Source organism: Xenorhabdus szentirmaii DSM 16338 (genome assembly GCF_002632585.1).
Classification (GTDB): Bacteria; Pseudomonadota; Gammaproteobacteria; order Enterobacterales; family Enterobacteriaceae; genus Xenorhabdus; species Xenorhabdus szentirmaii.
The window spans coordinates 1,227,669-1,247,784 of record NZ_NIBV01000002.1 but is presented as its reverse complement, the minus strand read 5'-3'; the positions used below and the strand labels follow the sequence as shown (position 1 = coordinate 1,247,784).

Below are 20,116 nucleotides of genomic sequence, written 5' to 3'. Positions count from 1 at the left end.
TCAGTTATATAGGATTTTTTTATGCACATGGATTTTTTCTCCCCTGATTCACTGCGTCAGTTTATTTCTGATCTGCTCAATCAAAAAAATGCTTTGCCTGATGATAACGACGATTTGATCCGCAATGGGCTAGATTCCATGCAAATAATGGCATTGTTGAATCAATTCAGGCGACGAGGATATCGCGTTACGTTGCGGGAACTTTACCAGCAGCCCACACTGCAAGGATGGAGTCAGCTTTTGCAACACCATGCCCCGGTTGTCTCTTCAATATCTCAGGAGACAACGCCATCGACGCCACAGCTGCGCATTGCAGATGCACAACCATTCCCATTGACGATGGTGCAACATGCTTATTTTGTCGGACGTTCCCCGGAGCAAACACTGGGGGGAGTCGGTTGCCACCTGTATCATGAATTTGATGGTCATGGGCTTCAGCCTGAGTCACTGGAAGCCGCTATTCATGCACTTATCCAGCGGCATCCCATGTTGCGGGTACGTTTCCTGCCAGATGGCCGCCAGCAAGGAATGCCCCAAGCTTACTGGCAAAAGTTAACGGTTCATGATCTGCGTAATCTGACCGAAGGAGAACAGCAACAATCACTGGCTGATTTACGCGAACAGTTAAGCCATCGGGTTTTAGACGTTGAGAAAGGGGAAACTTTCGATATTCAACTGAGCTTGTTGAGCAATAACCAACATCGATTGCATGCCAATATCGACCTGTTGATCATGGATGCCGCCAGTTTCAGCCTGTTCTTTACTGAACTGGCAGCGTTAATTTCCAAGCGCCATCTGCCTGCAATTTCTTCTGAATATGATTTTTGCAGCTATCTGACTCAATATCAGGCCCAATTCCAGCAAGCCAAACAAGATGCTGAACAATTCTGGCGTCAGCGGTTAGATACCTTGCCAATGGCTCCCCAGCTTCCTTTGGCCAAGGACCCTGCGTTAATCAAGAATGTCCGTATCCAGCGCAGGCATTTTGGTTTAACGCCTGAACACTGGAAGCGTTTCAAACAACTCGCACAACAAAACGGGGTTACCCCGACCATGGCATTGGCAACCGCCTTTGCCGCTTTATTATGCCGCTGGAGCAGTGCAACGCGTTTGTTGTTTAACCTGACCCTCTTTGACAGAGCGCCCTTACATCCTGCGGTTGATAACATGTTGGCTGATTTTACCAACATCCTGCTGCTGGATATTTCCGGTGATCACTTACCGTTCTGCCAACTGGCCCAGCAAGCACAGGCAACGTTTGCCGAAGCTTACGAACATCGCCATTGGTCTGGCGTAGAAGTACTGCGTGAACTGAAAAAACAGGGTAACCATCCACAGGGTGCACCGATTGTGTTTACCAGTAATTTAGGTCAGCCCTTATATGGTGAAAATACCCATGGTGTATTGGGAAAACCCGGTTGGGGAATATCGCAAACCCCTCAGGTATGGCTGGATTTCGTCGCCTTTGAGCATAATGACAGGCTGAATATTCAGTGGGACAGTAACGATGAGCTGTTCCCTGATGGCTTAATGGATACCCTCTTCACGACTTATCAGGGATTGATTGAAACCCTGATAGAAAATGCAGCGCAGTGGCGTGAAGAACTTCCCGATCTGATGCCGGGATCACAATACCATCTACGATATCAGATCAATAACACGGTTGAGCCGCTATCCCATGCCTTATTACATGAAGGGGTATTTAAACAGGCAGAACAAACGCCCGGTGCGGTGGCGTTAATTACGCACAATGAGAAGGTCAGTTATGGTGAACTCAGTCTGGCAGCCCGCCGTTTAGCCACTGCACTGCAAAAAATCCCGGTTAGGCCGGGGGATCGGGTTGCCATCAGCATGGAAAAAGGCATCGGGCAAATCGTCGCGGCATTAGCCATCCTTTACATTGGTGGTGTATATGTTCCCGTTCCTGCTGATCAGCCATTAAATCGACGTCGTGCCATCTGTGAAAGCGCAGAAATTAATGTTGTCATCGTCGATCCTCAACTTCCTCAGCAGCAACACCCGGATTGGCCACAAAACATACGCTGCATTTTCTGGCATCAGGATGAACAGGCATTACCCTTAGCCAATATGGTTGAGCGTGCCGTCACTGATCCGGCCTATATCATTTATACCTCAGGTTCAACCGGCGTGCCCAAAGGGGTAGTGATCAGCCATCAAAGCGCCCTGAATACCTGCCTGGACATCAATCGCCGCCATCAGGTTCAAAGCTGCGATCGATTGCTGGCGCTTTCTGCCCTGCATTTCGACCTCTCCGTTTACGATATTTTTGGCATCCTCAGTGCCGGTGCGGCGCTGGTATTAATTCAAGAAGCACAACGCCGCGATCCCTCCACTTGGGAAATGCTGATCGGGCAGCACAATATTACGTTATGGAATAGCGTCCCCGCCCTATTCGATATGTTGCTGACCTATTGCGAAGGGATGGAAATTGATGCACCGAAAACACTTCGTACTGTAATGCTGTCCGGAGACTGGATTGATTTGTCACTGCCTGAACGCTACCGCGCGTTCAATCCTGCCGGTGTCTTGAGTGCCATGGGAGGCGCAACGGAAGCGGCTATCTGGTCAAATGAATATCTCGTCAAGGATGTTGACCCCCGCTGGCGCTCGATCCCTTACGGTTATCCTCTGGCTAACCAGCGTTACCGTGTCGTGGGAGAAGATGGCCGGGACTGCCCGGATTGGGTTGTGGGTGAACTGTGGATTGGGGGAGTTGGTGTTGCATCCGGTTATTTTAATGATGAAAAACGCACTGCGGCCCAATTTGTCGTTGTGCAGGGAGAGCGCTGGTATCGTACCGGTGATCTGGGGTGTTACCACCCTGAAGGCTGGCTTGAATTTATGGGCCGCCGCGACAGTCAGGTCAAAATTGGGGGTTATCGCATTGAGTTGGGTGAAATTGATGCCGCCCTCAATCAGGTAGCTGGCATTCGTAAAGGCGTTGCCTTAACCCGGGGTGAAAAAGAAAAATCACTGGTGGCATTCCTTGAGCTGGACGGCGATACGCTGTGCCAACGCATTCACCGTGCCCCGCAGTTGCCGGCAAACTATCGTGATGTATTCCCTGCATCACAAACCGTCATCAATTCGGCAGAGCAAGCTGAACCTCTCCGTGAACATCAGGTTGCCATTTTCCTGCTGGAACATCTGTCTCGCCATGGGATCACGTTGACATCTCCCCAATCGCTTGCTGATTGTTTGAAACACTATCAACCCCAACCGGAATACCATGACTGGTTTGCACGCATGATGACGTATCTTTGCCAGCACAATTTGTTGGTCGAGTCTGCACAGCATACATATCAAGCAGGGTCGCCCTTCCCCACATCCAATCATGGTAACGGAGATGTCCCTGAGCGCTGGCATGCCACACTGCGCCAGATCCTCACCGGACAGCAAGCCGCCATTACATTACTGGATGACCCACAATTTGCGCCGGAGCAGCAACTTTTTGCCCTGCCAGAAACCCAGCAGTGGCTGGCCGGATTAAAGCAGGTGATTATTGCTCTTTCCCTGCAATTGCAACGCCCCGTGACATTGATGGAGTTTGACGCCCGCAGCGGACTTTGCGCCCAGTGGCTGGCAGAAAACATCACCGATAACCATCTGTCCTACATTGGGTTTGAGCGTTCTCAGGCACTTATCAGTCAGATGCAAGCAAGATTAAAGGGTCATGCTCACGCTTCAGTCAAACGCTGGACAGAGCAGCTTCCTGAATCACTGCAACATCAGGCTGATATTATTCTGCTCAATAATGTATTGCACCGCGAAGAAGAACCGGCTGATTGCCTCAAGGCACTGATGCCTCTGGCACAACCCGGTGCATTAATATTGGCAATGGAATTGCAACAGGCTTCATCACTTTCACTGATTACGACTGAGTTGCTTTCACCTCAGGGAATTCGGCTGCATTCGGCGCAACAGTGGCTGTCTCTTCTGTCTCCACAATTATTCGCGCTGTCAGTGCAGACCGAAAGCCCCATTACCATTGGCAATCTCAGCGTATTGTTAATGCAGGCAAGTGACAACGTCACCCTGCCTGATCGGGAAAAAATAAAGTCTGTGCTGGCACAGTATTTGCCGAAGTACATGATCCCACAGTGTTTGCATGTCATTCCGCACTTGCCTCTCACGCCCAACGGAAAGATTGACCGAAAAGCACTGACTCAAACGTTATTGTCTCCGGCAAAAACAGAAACAACACATCAGAATGAAACGGTGCTGCTCAATGCACAGGAGCAAACTGTTGCCAGCCTCTGGCAAAACCTGCTCAATGCGGAACAGGTAGGCCCTGAAAGCGACTTTTTCCAACTGGGTGGTGACAGTCTTTTGGCAACACGCTTGATTGGTGAACTGGCACAGCAGGGCTTTAAAAGCGAACTGAGTCAGCTTTTCCGCCACCCACAATTAGCTGCGTTCAGCGCTACACTGACTCCTTTATGTTCGCCCTGTTCGCCCTGTTCGCCTCTGTCTGAAAAAACATCAGAAGCCCGGCCGACTCCGCAAGAACAAGATGAATACCAACCTTTCCCATTGACTGAGGTTCAGCAGGCTTATTTAGTTGGGCGTTATCCCGGATTTGCCCTCAGTGGTATCGGCTCACATTTCTTTATCGAATACCGGATAGAAAATCTCGATGTTCAACGCCTGAATCGGGTATTGAATCACCTGATCCAACGCCATCCCGTACTCCGGACCGTTGTTGTTGATGGGCAGCAACAGGTATTGCGGGAGGTTCCTGCCTTTTCCGTTAAACAGCATCAATATTCAGATATTCGTGAAGCGGATGCACTCCGTGAACAGTTGTCACATCAGGTACTGGATGCAGGCCATTGGCCGGTGTTCGATTTCCGGTTGGCACAAGACAAGGGCTTTGTTTCCCGACTGTTTGTCAATCTGGATAACCTTCTGCTGGATGGCTTGAGTATGCAGATCTTGCTGGCGGAATTAGAGCAGTTGTATCTCGATGAACAGCACGAACTGCCACCACTGGATATTACATTCCGGGATTGTGTGTTACGCCAGCAACAAATGCCGGTACATCAGGATTCCCTGCAATATTGGCAAGAGCGGGTGAAAACATTGCCACCCGCGCCACAACTGCCATTGCGCATCGCACCGGAAGAGGTTCAGTCCCCGCGTTTTGTGCGCTACAGCGACAGACTGTCTGCCCATGAGTGGGATCAGTTGAAACAACATGCGGCATTGCATCAGATAACGCCATCTGCCCTCCTCATTGCCGCTTATGCGACAGTGTTGTCTGCGTTCAGCACCAGACCGGAGTTAACCCTTAATCTGACGCTTTTCGATCGCCCGCACTGGCACGAAAACATTAAACATATTCTGGGTGATTTCACTTCATTGTCACTGTTGGCCTGGCATCCTGAGACAAATTGGCTGTCAAGTGCACGGCAACTGCAACAACAGCTATGGCAGGATTTGGATCATCGCCATATTTCAGCAATCAAAGTCATGCGTGAACTGGCCCAAAACCGCGGCCCAAACGCTGCCATCATGCCTGTTGTATTCACCAGCGCTTTGGGTACGCATGAAGGACAGTTTCTTTCACACTCATCATGGATGAAACCCGTTTGGGGGATCTCTCAGACGCCACAAATCTGGTTGGATCATCAGGTTTACGAATCGGACAACGAACTGTGCCTGAACTGGGATGCCGTTGAAGCGTTATTTGAACCGCATCAATTGCAAACGATGTTCAACCGTTATACCGCCTTACTGCGTACCCTCGCTTCACAGCCCGAAAGCTGGCACACCGCACTGGAGCAACTGATGCCGCGCCAACAAGCGCTGTCCGTGCAACAGAGCTTGCCATCAGCGGGGACGGACGGCTTTGACCAACCGGTGTTCCCTGAAACAGGCAATGAAATAGGCAATGAAATAGGCAATGAAACATGCCATGCCATTCAACGCCTGTTTTTCTCTGTCATTAACCAGCCTATTCAGGCTAAACAGAACTTTTTTGAAGCAGGAGCCAATTCGCTACAGCTGATTCAACTACACAGCAAGCTACAGCAAGCCGGTTTCCACCACCTTGTTGTGACTGATTTATTTGCTTATCCAACGCCAGAAGCGCTCAGCCTGTGTTGCCAGAAAGGCGCGAAAGACGGACAACCGCCGTCAATGACGCTTCGTCAGCAACAACAACAAAAGCGTCTGCAACAACGGAAAATACGTTACAAAGGAGTTGCACAATGATTGATTTAACGCCTCACTACGATAATTGTGATCCCATCGCAGTGATTGGCCTTGCCTGCCGTTTTCCGCAGGCACCTGATAGCGGTGCTTTTTGGCATAACCTGAAACAGGGCATTGAGTGCACAACCGCACTCTCCCGCCAAACATTATTGGATGCTGGCATCCCGCCTGAAGTCATTGATAGTGAAAACTTTATCAATCAGGCGGCCATACTTGAGGATGCGGAACAATTTGACGCCTCGCTGTTTGGCTATTCCCGCCAGGAAGCAGAAATGCTCGATCCACAGCAACGCCTGTTCCTGCAAACAGCCTGGCATGCTCTTGAACATGCCGGTTATTCACCCCGCAATGTGCAGCTGAAAACCGGTGTTTTCGGCAGCAGCCGGGCCAGTACGTGGCCTTCATGGTCACAGTTCACGATCACTGATGTCGGTAAAGTGAAAGGGTTACAGGCATTGATGAGCAATGATAAGGATTATCTTGCAACCCGTACTGCCTACAAATTAAACCTGAAAGGCCCTGCCATGACGGTACAGACTGCCTGCTCAAGTTCACTGGTTGCTGTACACATGGCTTGCGAAAATCTGCGCTCCGGTGAATGTGACATGGCGCTGGCTGGTGGGGTGGCCGTTTCTTTCCCACAAGAAAGCGGATACTCGTATCAACCCGGTATGATCTTCTCCCCTGATGGACGTTGTCGTCCATTTGACAGTCAGGCAAATGGCACTTATGGCGGAAACGGGGTTGGCGTTGTTACGCTAAAACGCCTGAATGATGCATTACGCGACGGCGATCCCATTATGGCGGTATTGCGTGGCAGTGCGATTAATAATGATGGCAACGAAAAAGTGGGGTTCACCGCCCCTTCGGTCAACGGCCAGCGGCGCGTGATCGCTGAATCTCTGCAACTGGCGGATGTCAGCGTTGATGATATCGGTATGATTGAAGCACACGGCACAGGCACTCCCCTTGGTGATCCAATCGAAGTTGATGCATTGCGCAGCGTCTTTTCCGGGCGAAATGTGGATCTCCCTCCATGCTGTCTGGGTTCGGTGAAAAGCAACATCGGCCATCTTGATACTGCCGCAGGGATTGCCAGCCTGATTAAAACCATCTTGTCCGTCTGGCATGGCTACATTCCCCCGACGATTAATGTGCAGCAACCCAACCCTGCATTGCGGCTGGAACAAAGCCCATTCAGGCTGGCCACCCAAGGTGAGCACTGGGCACAAACCCTTCGCACCGCAGGGGTTTCATCATTCGGCATTGGCGGCACCAACTGCCATATTGTGGTGCAGTCATTACCGGAAGAGTTACAGCGTCACCGTATCAATCCTTCGCAAACGCGTTCACAAGCAGCATCTCTGTTACTTTCTGCTGCATCTGAATCCTCACTGCGTCAATTGGCGGAACGTTATTCGAACGCCTTCAACAAGGCACCGGAAAACTATACCAATTTAGCCTGGACAGCCTTGCAGGGACGTGACCTTTCATTGCCATGGCGTTTGGCCGTGGCATTGACACCACAAAATACCGCCAAACGTGCTGCGGATTTATCCGGCTTTGCTAACCAGCCAACCGCCTTGCCTGATCATAGCGCCGCACCTGATATTTTTCATGGTCAGGCCAAGAGTGAAAATAAACAGCTGTGGCAATTCAGTGGTCAGGGGTGCCAATGGTCTGGCATGGGCAAAGATATGTATGCCCGTTCTCCCGTTTTTTCCGCGATGTTGGATCGTTGTTGCGCCGCTTGTGCATCCGAACTGGCTCTGCCATTAAAAGCCGTGATGTTTGGAGAGCATGATGACGCATTGGCCACAACTGAATACGCACAACCCGCCATTGTCGCGCATCAGATTGCGCTGGCTGCCCATTGGCAGGCGCTGGGACTCAAGCCGGATTATGTATTGGGGCATTCCGTCGGAGAGTTCGCCGCTACCGTTGTTGCCGGGGCTTTCACACCTGAGCAAATCATGCCCTTGGTTGCAATGCGGGGAAAACTGATGCAGCAATGCAATCAGGGGGCAATGCTGGCTGTTTTTGCCAACAAAGACGATATCCTTCCCTTTACCCATTCACTGACACTGGATCTGGCCGTGTGCAATGGCCCGCAACATTGGGTCTGGGCGGGCACTGAAGCAGAGATTGGCACACTGACACAGCGTCTGGAACAGCAACACATTCCCTGCCAGCGCCTTAACATCACCTGTGCGGCACATTCCGCCATGCTGGAGCCGGTGCTGGATACATTCGCCCAATATGTGAAACAGCTGCAACCTGCATCAGAAGAGATCCCCCTCATTTCTACCCTGACAGCGGAGTTCGCGACGTCGGAGCAATGGGCGTCACCTGACTATTGGCGTGACCATATGCGTCATACAGTACATTATCACCAAGCCATTGAGTTTTCTCGCCAACAAGGAGTGGCTCTTTTTGTTGAGTTTGGCGCGGATGCACAGCTAACCGGGATTGGACGTCGCATCAGTTTGCCGCAAGAGACATGGATTGCGACCGCAAACCGTCAAAGTGCGCCAGAAGACATTCAGCAAGCCGTGCTGATGCAACTGTATTGTGCCGGTGCACAACTTGACTGGCGACACCTTTTCCCGTTTACAGGGGAAAAATGCCATGCACCGCTCTATCCTTTCGATAAACAGGAGTATCGCTTCACTGCCCCCCAATCGGTGAAAGCGCCCGTCAATACCGGAATTGATATCAATGCTCTCCTTGAACCCACCATTGGACAGCATGCTGATGCGGCGATACTTCGTGCACTGTATACCGATGCACTGGTCTACCAATGTCATGGACGAGGTGCAGAACAAGGTTTCAGTGCCATCGACACGATCCGGGCCGGCCGTCTGCAACCTTGCTGGCTTCCTTTGCTGGAGCAACTGCTGAGACTGTGTGTTCAGCAAGGTTATTACCAGCCTGTTTCCGGGCCAACAACCCATAAAATGTATCGCCCTTGCCGTTCCCTGCCATATGCCAAACGCAGATTATTAGAGAGGGATTTACTTTCAGATTTCCCTGCACTGATCTACGCAGGTGAGCGTTTGTTCGCCCTGATGAGTGACAGGGCTGATCTCCCCCGTCAATTATTGGCGGCCAAAACAGCCAAAATCGTGGAAAAATCATGGCTGCCCATGCCGCAACCCTGCCCTGAGACACAGTATTCCCTGCATTGGCACGCCATCAATGCAGGGAATAAACCAAGCTCTCCTAAGGCATACCAGCTTCTGTGCCCATCAATATCCCGAGATGCGATTGCCCGGCATTGGCATCAGGCAGGCATTCATTTGCAGCCTGAAAGCAAAAACAAATTATTACTGCTTCAGGGCCATGACACGGTTGAATTGTGCCAGCAGGTCATCCGCGAATTAGAACATCATGACACAGGCTCACTCACGGTTGTCACTTGCCATGCCCAACCTGAAAGTACACTATCAAAAGAGGCCATCAACCCTGCTCAATATGCTGTTTGGGCTTTATTGCGCGTTGCGGTTGAAGAGTATCCCCACCTCCATATTCAGGCCATAGATATCGGTGATATCCATGACGGAGAAACCCTATCCTCAGCATTGAACTCTCTGGGTGAACATAACCGGTGGCTGAGGGTTCGGGGCAACCAGATGGCAGCGCCGGTTTTACAGCGCCATGCCTTACCGCTTTCACAACATGCCGCGACAATTCCCCGTCAGGGTTGGCATATTGTTACAGGTGGCATGGGCGGTATCGGTCAGATTTCTGTCCGTTGGTTGCTGTCGCAGGGTGCCCGCAAGATTGCCGTGTTTGCCCGTCGCCAGCATCCGGATTGGGATGCTTTTGTACAAGAACTGTCACAGGGTGATGAATGTGAAATACGCTGGGTTAATGTTGATGTCACTGACACACCGGCCCTGTTAAGCGCAATACAGACATTGGCAGAGACTGACAGCATTGCCGGCGCAATCCATGCCGCCGGCGTTGCTGACCATACGCCGCTGGCAAAACTGGGGCATCAGCACCTGTCACAAATGTTGTCTGTCAAAGCCAAAAGCGGAGACGTGTTGCAAGGCGCACTCCAACAACATAATGCCCGATATTTGCTGCTTCACGCGTCTGCGGCCTCATTGCTGGGGGCTAAGGGCCAAGGTGCTTACGCCATCGCCAATGCCTGTTTGGAATCTTTGGCACTGACAGCGTCAGATTCTCTGATGGTGAAAACATGGGTTTGGGGTGTTTGGGGAGGCATTGGTATGGCCAGTGACCTCAGGCTCGTGGAGAAACTCGCTCAGGATGGCATGCTGCCATTCAATATCAATGAAGGGATCTGGCATCTCACCCAGTCGCTGAGAGCGCCAGCTCCATGTTATCTGGCCATGCGATTGGATGAACGCCATCCTGATATTTCCCGACGTTTACAGACTGGCTTATCCCCTTACCATAGTGTTGCTGCCGCCATATCTGTGCCCGCAGCCGTATCCGCACCGTCCACGGAGAATACGCGCCATCGGGATAGCCAACAGCGGCTGAATTGGCTGCGTCAGTGTGTTGCGACATTGTTGCGTTTAGAAAAACCTGAATGTTTGGAAGCCCAACAAGATTTACTGCAATTTGGTTTAGATTCGCTGTTGTTCCTTGAACTGAACAGTGTTATCCACCAGCAATTTGGTTTCAGATTAACCGCAGAACGGGCTTATCAGAATATGACGCTGGAAGGGCTCAATGCTCTCATTGGAAAGACATTGCCTGAACAGTCCATTCCTTCTGTTCAAGCTGAGATCATTATTGATAGTGGCCGACGCCATGAGCCATTTCCCCTGACGCCCATCCAACATGCTTATTGGGTCGGACGCACTCAAGCCTTTGAATTTGGCGGGGTCGCCTGTCATGTCCTGTTTGAATGGGATCTGACACTGCAACACTTTGACATTCTCCGCTTTGAGCAGGCATGGAATGTGTTGATCCAGCGTCATGGCATGTTGCGCATGATAGTGGACGAAGATGGGCAGCAGAGAATTCTGCCGGAGACCCCTTGGTATGCTCTATCACAGGATGACTTGCGTTCACTGGATGACACCGCCTGTGAACAGGCTTTGGCTCAACGCCGTCATGCGCTTTCTTATTTAGTGCCTCCCGCAGAACAGTGGCCACTGTTTGACGTTTCTGTTTCATTGTTGCCCGATGAACGTTGCCGCTTACATATGAATCTGGATCTGTTGCAATTTGACGTACAGAGTTTCCGGATCATGATGGACGATCTACAACTTGCCTATCGCCAACAACCTCTGGCACCGCAACACTTTACTTTCCGCGATTATGTCATGGCAGAGCAGGCGCAACGTGAGAGTAAAGAGTGGCGTACCTCATGGGCATACTGGCAGGAACAATTGCTTTCACTTCCTCCGGCGCCGAGATTGCCGTTGAACCCACAACCAACCCAACGCAGTCAACCTCAATTCACAACTTATGAAGGTCGATTGGCACAATCTGACTGGCAATTACTGAAACAAAGCTGGCAAAAATGGGGAGTGACGCCATCTGCGGGGCTGCTGACCCTGTTTGCCCATACGCTTGAATGGTACAGCCGCCACCCGCTGTTCACCCTCAATCTGACATTCTTTAACCGCCAGCCTTTCCATCCGGAAGTTCAGGATCTGATTGGTGATTTTACTTCTGTCATGCTGATGGATTTTGATTTACGCAAGACAACGTCTCTGCGTGCCAGCATGGAAAAAACACAGACCTTGCTTTGGCAGCGCCTGAGCCACAGCCATGTCAATGGTGTTGAAGTGTTGCGCGAACTCGGTCGCCAGCAATCCAATGATGCCCAAAACAGGCAGCCCCTCACCCCTGTCGTTTTCACCAGCATGTTGGGAATGGCGCAAGAAGGCGTGGCTATCAAACAATCCATTACCCAATTACTGGGCGATCCGGTCTTTGTTTTAAGCCAAACACCACAGGTCTGGCTGGATCATCAGGTGATGGAAGTGGATGGTGAGCTGCTGTTCAACTGGTATTGCATGGATGATGTTCTTGAATCGGGTGTTATTGAGGGCCTGTTTGCCGCTTACAATGCCCTGTTAGCCCAAATTTGCCATCAGGCAGACAGTACCGGGCTTTATGACCTTAAGATCCCGCCCGCCGGTCACGCACGTTATGACTTCTGGCCGCAACATCCTGAATTGCGTCAGGCGGAAGAATGGCTGCGCACTAAGCCTGAAATACGGTTAGCTGAGATCCAGCCACGTCAAAATAAGGCATTGGATAATGGCAATACCATCGGTGATATCAGTGATAATGCCCAAGGTTATGACCTGTGGTTAGTTGCGGAAGACAATGCCTCTTTGCCACTGCCCGCGATGCAGGCCGAAGCACAGGCAATAAACACCGATACACTGCCGTTACCGACACCAGAAGAACAGCAGTCGTTCGAGTGTTCATGGCAACACATTGAGCAACAAGCCCTATTCGGCCTTGCCAAGACACTGTTGCGTCATCATTTATTTGCTGCACCACAACAGTGTCATAGCCGGGAAGAAATTGCCCGGTGCTTACAATTGGCCCCACAGTATCAACGCCTGCTCAAGCAATGGCTGGCACTATTGGGCAATCGGGGTTTCATTGAAAAAACCGGTGACAATTATCGTTGCCTGCAATCACTCCGCCAAATTCCGGCTCCAACAGCAAAATTAGATGATGCGGTGTGGTGTCAGGCCATCAGCCGTTATGTTGCGACCTGTATCGAACAACATGACACCCTGCTTGCCGGACAAAACAATGCATTGGAATTGCTGTTTGCCGATAAACAAACCACGGCCAGCCTTTACAGTGAAAATCCGGCATTACACTGCCTGAACCGGACTGCCGCTGAAATTATCCGGCAATTGAGTCAGTCATCTGAGCATTTCACGATGCTGGAAGTCGGCGCAGGAACAGGGGCTACATCACAAAAAGTGCTTAAACAGAATGCACATTGCATTGAAAGTTATCACTTTACGGATATTTCACCGCTATTTTTGGATGATGCCCGACAATTACTCAATCAGTATGGCGAAACCGTAAAATTTGCCCTGTTCGACATTAACCAGCACATCGATTTTGGTCAGCACCCTGAATCCGGTTATGACCTGATTATGGCGGTTAATGTTTTACATGATGCCACCCATCTGAATAACACCCTGAAGCGTTTGTCCCGATTACTGAAATCCGGTGGATGGCTGCTGATTATCGAATCCACCAAGCGTGACAGTGCCATGCAACTCGCGAGTGTCGGGTTTATTGAAGGCATCAATGCCTGGACTGACGATCGCGGCAATCATGATGATAATGAGAGTGCACTGCTGGAACTGGCAGGCTGGCGCCAGTGTCTGGAAAAATCCGGTTATCGGGTTTCACTGGAATGGCCGGGGCAAGACGGCCCGGAATTGCATCAACAATTGATTCTGGCACAGTCAGGACAACAATCTCGCCTGAACCTCAGTGAAATAGCAGCACAATTCTCAATGTTGCCCTATCCGCTGCATATTCAGCAACAAGAGCAGTTACCGTTGTCTGTGATCACTCAAGAAAGAACCCCACAGCCATCCGCTGCAAAAACCGGACAATCTGATACCGCCGGTGATCTGTCCCATGATTTCCATGATACTGAACAGAGCGATATTGAACAGGACGTGATCGCGCTTTGGAATTCACTGCTGACTCAGCCGGTACAACGGCACAGCGACTTTTTCCAAAGTGGCGGGGATAGCTTGATTGCGACCCGCATGGTCGTGCAATTACGCCGTCAGGGTTACGGGCAAGCCAATCTGCAAAAATTGTTTGAATACCCCAAGTTAAGCGAATTCTGCCGCACCTTGCGGGCGGTTGAACTCACGCCAGAAATACCGGTTGCATTGTCTCAGGCAGCACCGGCTTTGGCATCGGAAGAAATTCTGCCACTCACTCCTCTCCAATACGCTTATTGGCTGGGAGAAAGCCAACTGTTCCAGTTCGGTAATGGCATCGCCCATTTCTACGCTGAACTGGCAATGGATACATTGGATCTTCCTCGTTTCACAGCAGCTTGGGATCGCGTGATAAATCATCATGCGCAATTGCGCGGTTATGTGAAAGACGGGCAATACCATATTCTGCCGGAAGTTCCCCATTATGCACCGACAGTGATTGATTATCGCAATATGACGCCAGATGAGCGGGAAACGAAGCTGGCCCATGCCCGCAATACATTGCGCACTCAGGGCGTTCCCAGCGATAGCTGGCCACTGTTTGACCTGACCCTGCACCATATCGATGATCGCGCATATCTATTGCATTTGACCGTTGATTTAGTGGTCGCGGACGGAAAAAGCCTGACATTAATCCTGCGTGATTTACATCAATGGTATCAGGCGGTGGATTGGCAGCCAGAGCCTCAGCTCGCCACCATTGGCGATTACATTCAGGCGTTGGAAGATGAAAAGTCCGGGGAAACCTGGCAACAAAGCCGACAATACTGGCTCGACCGTTTGCCTTCACTGCCTGATGCACCGATGTTACCGCTGAAAAGCAGCCAATCACTGGAATTGGATCAGCAGTGCCTGACGGGTGTTATCACTCCGCAGCAATGGCAACGTTTGCAGCAACGTGCAGCAGAACACCGTGTGTCACCATCACAAGTGATGCTCACTCTGTTTGCCCATGTTCTGTCGGTATGGAGCAGCAACGCACATTTCACGATCAATGTCTTGCATGGCAATCGGCTGTTAATGCCACAACATTGCGACACACTGGTCGGTAATCTGTCCACAACTTCGTTGCTGGAAGTTGACTTGCGCAATACCGCCGGGTTCAGCGATGCCGTCAACAGAATACAAAAACAATGGCTGGCTGATCTTCAACATGCCCTGTTTGACGGACAACTCGTGCTCAGGGAGAAAAACCAGCATCGCCACAATCTGAATGCAGGTATGCCGATTGTATTCAATGATACAACCGGTACGGCAGGTAAAGGGCCTTCAGGACTAGGCACCCTGAATCTTTTTGGGGCGCAAACACCCCATGTTTATCTCGATTGTATGCTGATTTCCCGGGCAGAAGGTGGCGTGACCATACAATGGGCAATTTTGCCGCAGTTGTTCCAGCCACAAGTAGCAGAAAATATGTTTGCTCATTATCAGGCTTGCGTGGCTACCTTGCTGGAGCCGGATTACATCTGGAGCAACCCGATTCCTGACTGGCTTCCGGCACACGATCGGGCTTTATGTCAAATCAGCAATGCAACAAGACGTGATTTTCCATCACACACACTTTGTTCGCTGATTGAACACGCTGTAAATCGTTATCCACAACGCACTGCCGTTGTCGATGCTTCCCGCCAGATAGATTACTGCACTTTGTGGTCACAAAGCCTGACACTGGCTGCTCACCTGCAAGCACAAGGGGATCAAGCATCATCTTTGATTGGGGTGGTGATGGAAAAAGGCTGGGAACAGGTTGTTGCAGTCATTGCCATTCTATTGACGGGGCGTGCTTACCTGCCCATTGATGCCAGCTATCCGCAACAGCGCATTCATCAACTTCTGGCATCAGGAGAAGTGGATACGGTACTGACGCAACCCCAGTTTGCTCAACAAATTCACTGGCCTGAACATTCACGTGTTATCTCTCTGGATGAAACATTGCTCAGCAACTTGCCTGCGGCCACCAGCAAGCCATGTTTACCTGCACATCCGGCAGATCTGGCTTATGTCATCTTCACTTCCGGCTCAACCGGAAAACCGAAAGGTGTCATGATTGATCATCAGGGCGCGGTCAATACTATCCTTGATATTAACCAACGCATCGCGCTCAATGAGCACGATAGTGTACTGGCAATCTCAGAATTAACTTTCGATCTCTCCGTCTACGACTTATTCGGCCCTCTGAGCTGTGGGGCAAAATTGGTTATCCCTTCTGCGGGAGATAATCGGCAGCCTGATCGATTGTTGGCATGGTTGCACCAAGAGTCTGTGACTGTCTGGAACTCGGTTCCTGCATTTGTGCAACTGCTTGAAGAATATACCCAAAATCATTCACATTCCCTGAATGGCCTGCGTTGGGTATTGATGAGCGGAGATTGGATACCTACCCATTTGCCGGAAAAATTATATGCCCTGCACCCTGCGCTCAACCTCCTCAGTTTAGGCGGTGCAACGGAAGCATCAATTTGGTCCATTGCCTACCCCATTGCACAGGTTGATCCAAATTGGCGCAGCATTCCCTATGGCAAGCCACTGAGCAATCAGACTTTCCATGTGCTCAATGCCGCCCTTTCGCCTTGCCCGGTCTGGGTAACCGGTGAGCTGTATATTGGCGGCTCAGGGCTGGCGCAGGGTTATTGGGCCGATGCTGAAAAAACAGCGCAGGCATTTATCACACATCCCCAAACGGGTGAACGGCTTTATCGCACTGGTGACTTAGGACGCTGGCTTCCGGACGGCAATATCGAATTTCTGGGACGCAACGATCACCAAGTGAAAATTCGCGGTTACCGGATTGAACTCGGCGAAATCGAACATCGCTTGTGTGAACATCCTGCGGTACAACAGGCCATCGTATTTGCTCATACTGCTTCAACCGGTGCGTTGCAGTTGGTTGCGGGCTTACGTTTAACTGACGATGCACCGGCATCTGCCGAACTTTTACCTGTATTGCCTCATTGGTTACAGCAAACTCTGCCAATCTGGATGTGCCCGCAGCGGTTTATCATGCTCGAAACAATGCCTGTTTCCGACAACGGTAAAATCGACAGACGGACGTTAATGGATTTGGCTGAAGCTGATCTGGCTGAAAAAGAGCAAAATATTCATTCAATGCAGTCCGGGGCCGTGAGTCCTGTTCTCAATGCCGCATCCAATGCTGCTCTCAATACTGTTTTCAATACTGTTTTCAATACAACAACAGGGCGTACTGTATTGAGTTTGTGGGAATCTGTATTGGAACAACAGGGTATCAATGTGCATGAAAGTTTCTTTGTTCTTGGCGGAGATTCCCTTGCCGCGGTGCGTCTGATGATGAAAATCAACCAGACGTTTAACCGCCAATATCCGCTCAGCCTGCTGCAAACTTACGATACCGTGCATTCCCTGGCTGAATTTATTGAGCATCAACCGGAAAACATCTCTCAGGGGATTGTTTTAAACGAAGGAAATACGGAAAAGCCGACTTTATTTATCGTCCATCCGATTGGTGGTCATCTGTTGGGATACCACCATTTAGCCACTGCTTTTGGTGACCGTCGCCTGATTGGTCTGGCATTTACGCCAGAAAGCCTGAATACTGATGCCCCATCCGTTGCGGCACTGGCAACCAATTATATCAACCAAATCCGGGCACTCCAGCCAGAAGGCCCTTATGCACTGGCAGGCTGGTCTTTTGGCGGATTAGTCGCCTACGAAATGGCCCATCAGTTACGTGCTGTGGGGGAACAGGTTTCTCACTGTATTCTGATTGATAGTTTTGCCCCGAATGTACGTACTGACCTGATATTGGATGACACGTTCGGCCATCGCCATTTCCTGTTGGATTTACAAGGGCAATTCCCTGATCTGGCTCTGGATAATCATGCGATCACCGCTGATACTGAGACATTCCTGCAAGCATTGTCCGAAGCCTTGCCATTGTCCGCAAAATTCGACAGCTCGCTGACTGAACTTTATACCGTATGGCACCATAACCTGCGCGCATTGGTCGATTATCATCCGCCGCGCTCTCCTCAGCCTTTCTCCCTTGTTCAGGCAACTCAAGCATTGCCTGATTTTATGGATTATCTCGACCTGACCACTATCACCTCAGCGGATCTCGGCTGGCAAGCGTTCGGGCCAGTCAATGTGACGCAGCTTGATGGTGATCATTACAGCTTATTCCAACCCGGACATGTCAGCACCTTGGTGACTTGTCTGAACAATATCCTGAATTCAATCCCGGCTATTGAGCCTGTTAAGGAGAACATATGATAAAGCCACAACGGGTTCTGATTGTCGGTGCAAAATTTGGCGAGCTGTACCTCAATGCATTTATGCAATCCCGGCCAAATCTGGTGCTGGCCGGAATTCTGGCGCAGGGAAGCCCTCGCTCACAGCAGCTTGCCCGTGATTTCAATGTCCCTCTGTTCCGTTCATTGGATGAATTGCCGGACGACATTGACATTGCCTGTGTGGTCATCCGCGCAGAGGTGATTGGCGGAAAAGGTGATCAACTGACTCAGGCATTGTTGCAACGGGGAATTTCGGTCATTCAGGAACACCCCCTTGATGCAGATGCCATCAAAAGACACCAAACAACCGCTGACAGGCTGGGTGTGAAGTTTTGGGTAAACAGTTTTTACAGCCAGTGCCATGCAGGCAGAAGCTGGCTGCACGCAGCCCATCAGGTCAATCAATTGTCACAGCAACAAGCGATGGCCGGCTATCTGACCACCAGCCGCCAGTTGCTGTTCTCTTCACTTGATCTATTGCTACAGGCCTGCCAATGCCCAGAGCAGGTAAAGATACGCCATACCGGTCAGCGGAGTAATGCGTTTCATTGCTTTGAGCTGAGTTTTGCCGGGACTTCCATCGCGTTGGACGTGCAAAGCTATCTCGACCTCAAAGATCCCGATATGCATAACCTTGTCATGCACAAAATGACGCTCATTTGGCCTGCGGGTTATCTGACCCAGGAAGCCAGTTATGGACCGGTGATTTGGACACCGGTCCTGCATGCCCCGAACCATCTGAACAATAGCCAGAGCCTCTATCTGACCGCCTGTCAGCCGGATGGGGCTTACCAGCACCATGCCACCTCCCAGATCCTGTGCCCGGCGACAAAAGACTGGATGACGGCCTTTGAATGTGACGGTGCTGAAGGTGTCGCCGAGCTGCTCAGTGCTTTCTCTTCTGTATTGGGTGGTGCACCTTGCCCCGTTGCTTTCAGCCAGAATTATCAATGGCAGTTGGCGGATCTGTGGCAACAAATTCTGCGAATGATGGGAGAGCCTGTGATTCAGGATTTATCGCCTCCGGTCTGGATTGAGCCGGTTCAATTGATGCTGGCCAAGGAAGAATGCTGATGAAATGGACACTCCCTGCCCATCCGATGATACGCCCATGTCTGGCTTCTCGCGATGAACCTAAATATACCCTGTTGATCTGCCCCTTTGCCGGGGGCAGCAGCAGTGCTTTTCGCCAATGGACCACATTGGAAAATCAGGACATTGCTGTTTCACTGGTGATTTATCCCGGACGTGACAGCCGCATGAATGAACATGCGGCCACCCAAATTGCGCCATTGGCGCAATCACTCTCGGATTTGATTGTGTCACTCTCACCACAACAGAGAAAAAATTTGATACTGGTCGGCCACAGCATGGGGGCTCAGGTCGCTTTTGAGGCTTGCCAGCGCCTTGAACAACACCACTGTCCGCCAAAGGCACTGGTACTTTCGGGGTGTCATGCCCCCCACCTTCAATCCCGGCGCAAATTAAGCGGGTTACCTGATCGTGAATTCATTGAACAACTGATCGATATCGGTGGTTGCAGCCCCTTATTACAGGAAGACCCCGGATTGCTGTCGCTGTTTTTACCTATGCTGCGCGCTGATTTTTGCGCTACAGAGCATTATCACCGGGTGATTCAGTCTGATTCAGTCAAACTACAAACGCCTACCCTGTTGCTTTATGGCAACGAAGACAAAGAAGCCTCTGCGCTGGAGGTTCAACAATGGCATCACTGGCTTGCCGGCGATAACCAAGATCTTTCCCATGGCTGCCAGGAAATTGTCGGCAACCATTTTTATATCACGCAAAAACCACAAAGTTTTATTCGTCACATTACCCAATTTATGCAAGAAGTTTATCCACAGGAGTTCGCATAATGGCACTTAATTCAATCCCGGAAAA

Annotated in this window: 4 protein-coding genes; all 4 read left to right on the top strand. The window is 50.7% G+C overall.

Annotated features, from left to right (window positions below; translation table 11 throughout):
* Positions 1-21 precede the first annotated feature (21 nt).
* Genes Xsze_RS15520 through Xsze_RS15505 form a run of 4 tightly spaced genes read left to right on the top strand, consistent with a single transcriptional unit; the run spans position 22 to position 20,091 of the window.
* Positions 22-6,237, top strand: coding sequence for a non-ribosomal peptide synthetase (locus Xsze_RS15520; protein WP_038233793.1), 6,216 nt, complete (start codon positions 22-24; stop codon positions 6,235-6,237).
* Positions 6,234-18,194, top strand: coding sequence for a hybrid non-ribosomal peptide synthetase/type I polyketide synthase (locus Xsze_RS15515; RefSeq protein ID WP_038233794.1), 11,961 nt, complete (start codon positions 6,234-6,236; stop codon positions 18,192-18,194). Before Xsze_RS15520 ends, Xsze_RS15515 begins: the two co-directional genes overlap by 4 nt.
* Positions 18,191-19,288 (top strand): Gfo/Idh/MocA family oxidoreductase, encoded by a 1,098-nt coding sequence (locus Xsze_RS15510; RefSeq protein WP_038233795.1) that lies wholly within the window; start codon positions 18,191-18,193, stop codon positions 19,286-19,288. The genes Xsze_RS15515 and Xsze_RS15510 overlap by 4 nt, the downstream gene beginning before the upstream one ends.
* Positions 19,288-20,091, top strand: coding sequence for a thioesterase II family protein (locus tag Xsze_RS15505; RefSeq protein ID WP_038233797.1), 804 nt, complete (start codon positions 19,288-19,290; stop codon positions 20,089-20,091). Before Xsze_RS15510 ends, Xsze_RS15505 begins: the two co-directional genes overlap by 1 nt.
* The last annotated feature ends 25 nt before the right edge of the window (positions 20,092-20,116 follow it).

Excerpts from the sequence above, each read along its gene's own strand:
- Xsze_RS15510 (WP_038233795.1), top strand. The coding sequence starts at position 18,191 with ATGATAAAGCCACAACGGGTTCTGATTGTCGGTGCAAAATTTGGCGAG.
- Xsze_RS15520 (WP_038233793.1), top strand. The coding sequence starts at position 22 with ATGCACATGGATTTTTTCTCCCCTGATTCACTGCGTCAGTTTATTTCT.
- Xsze_RS15515 (WP_038233794.1), top strand. The coding sequence starts at position 6,234 with ATGATTGATTTAACGCCTCACTACGATAATTGTGATCCCATCGCAGTG.
- Xsze_RS15505 (WP_038233797.1), top strand. The coding sequence starts at position 19,288 with ATGAAATGGACACTCCCTGCCCATCCGATGATACGCCCATGTCTGGCT.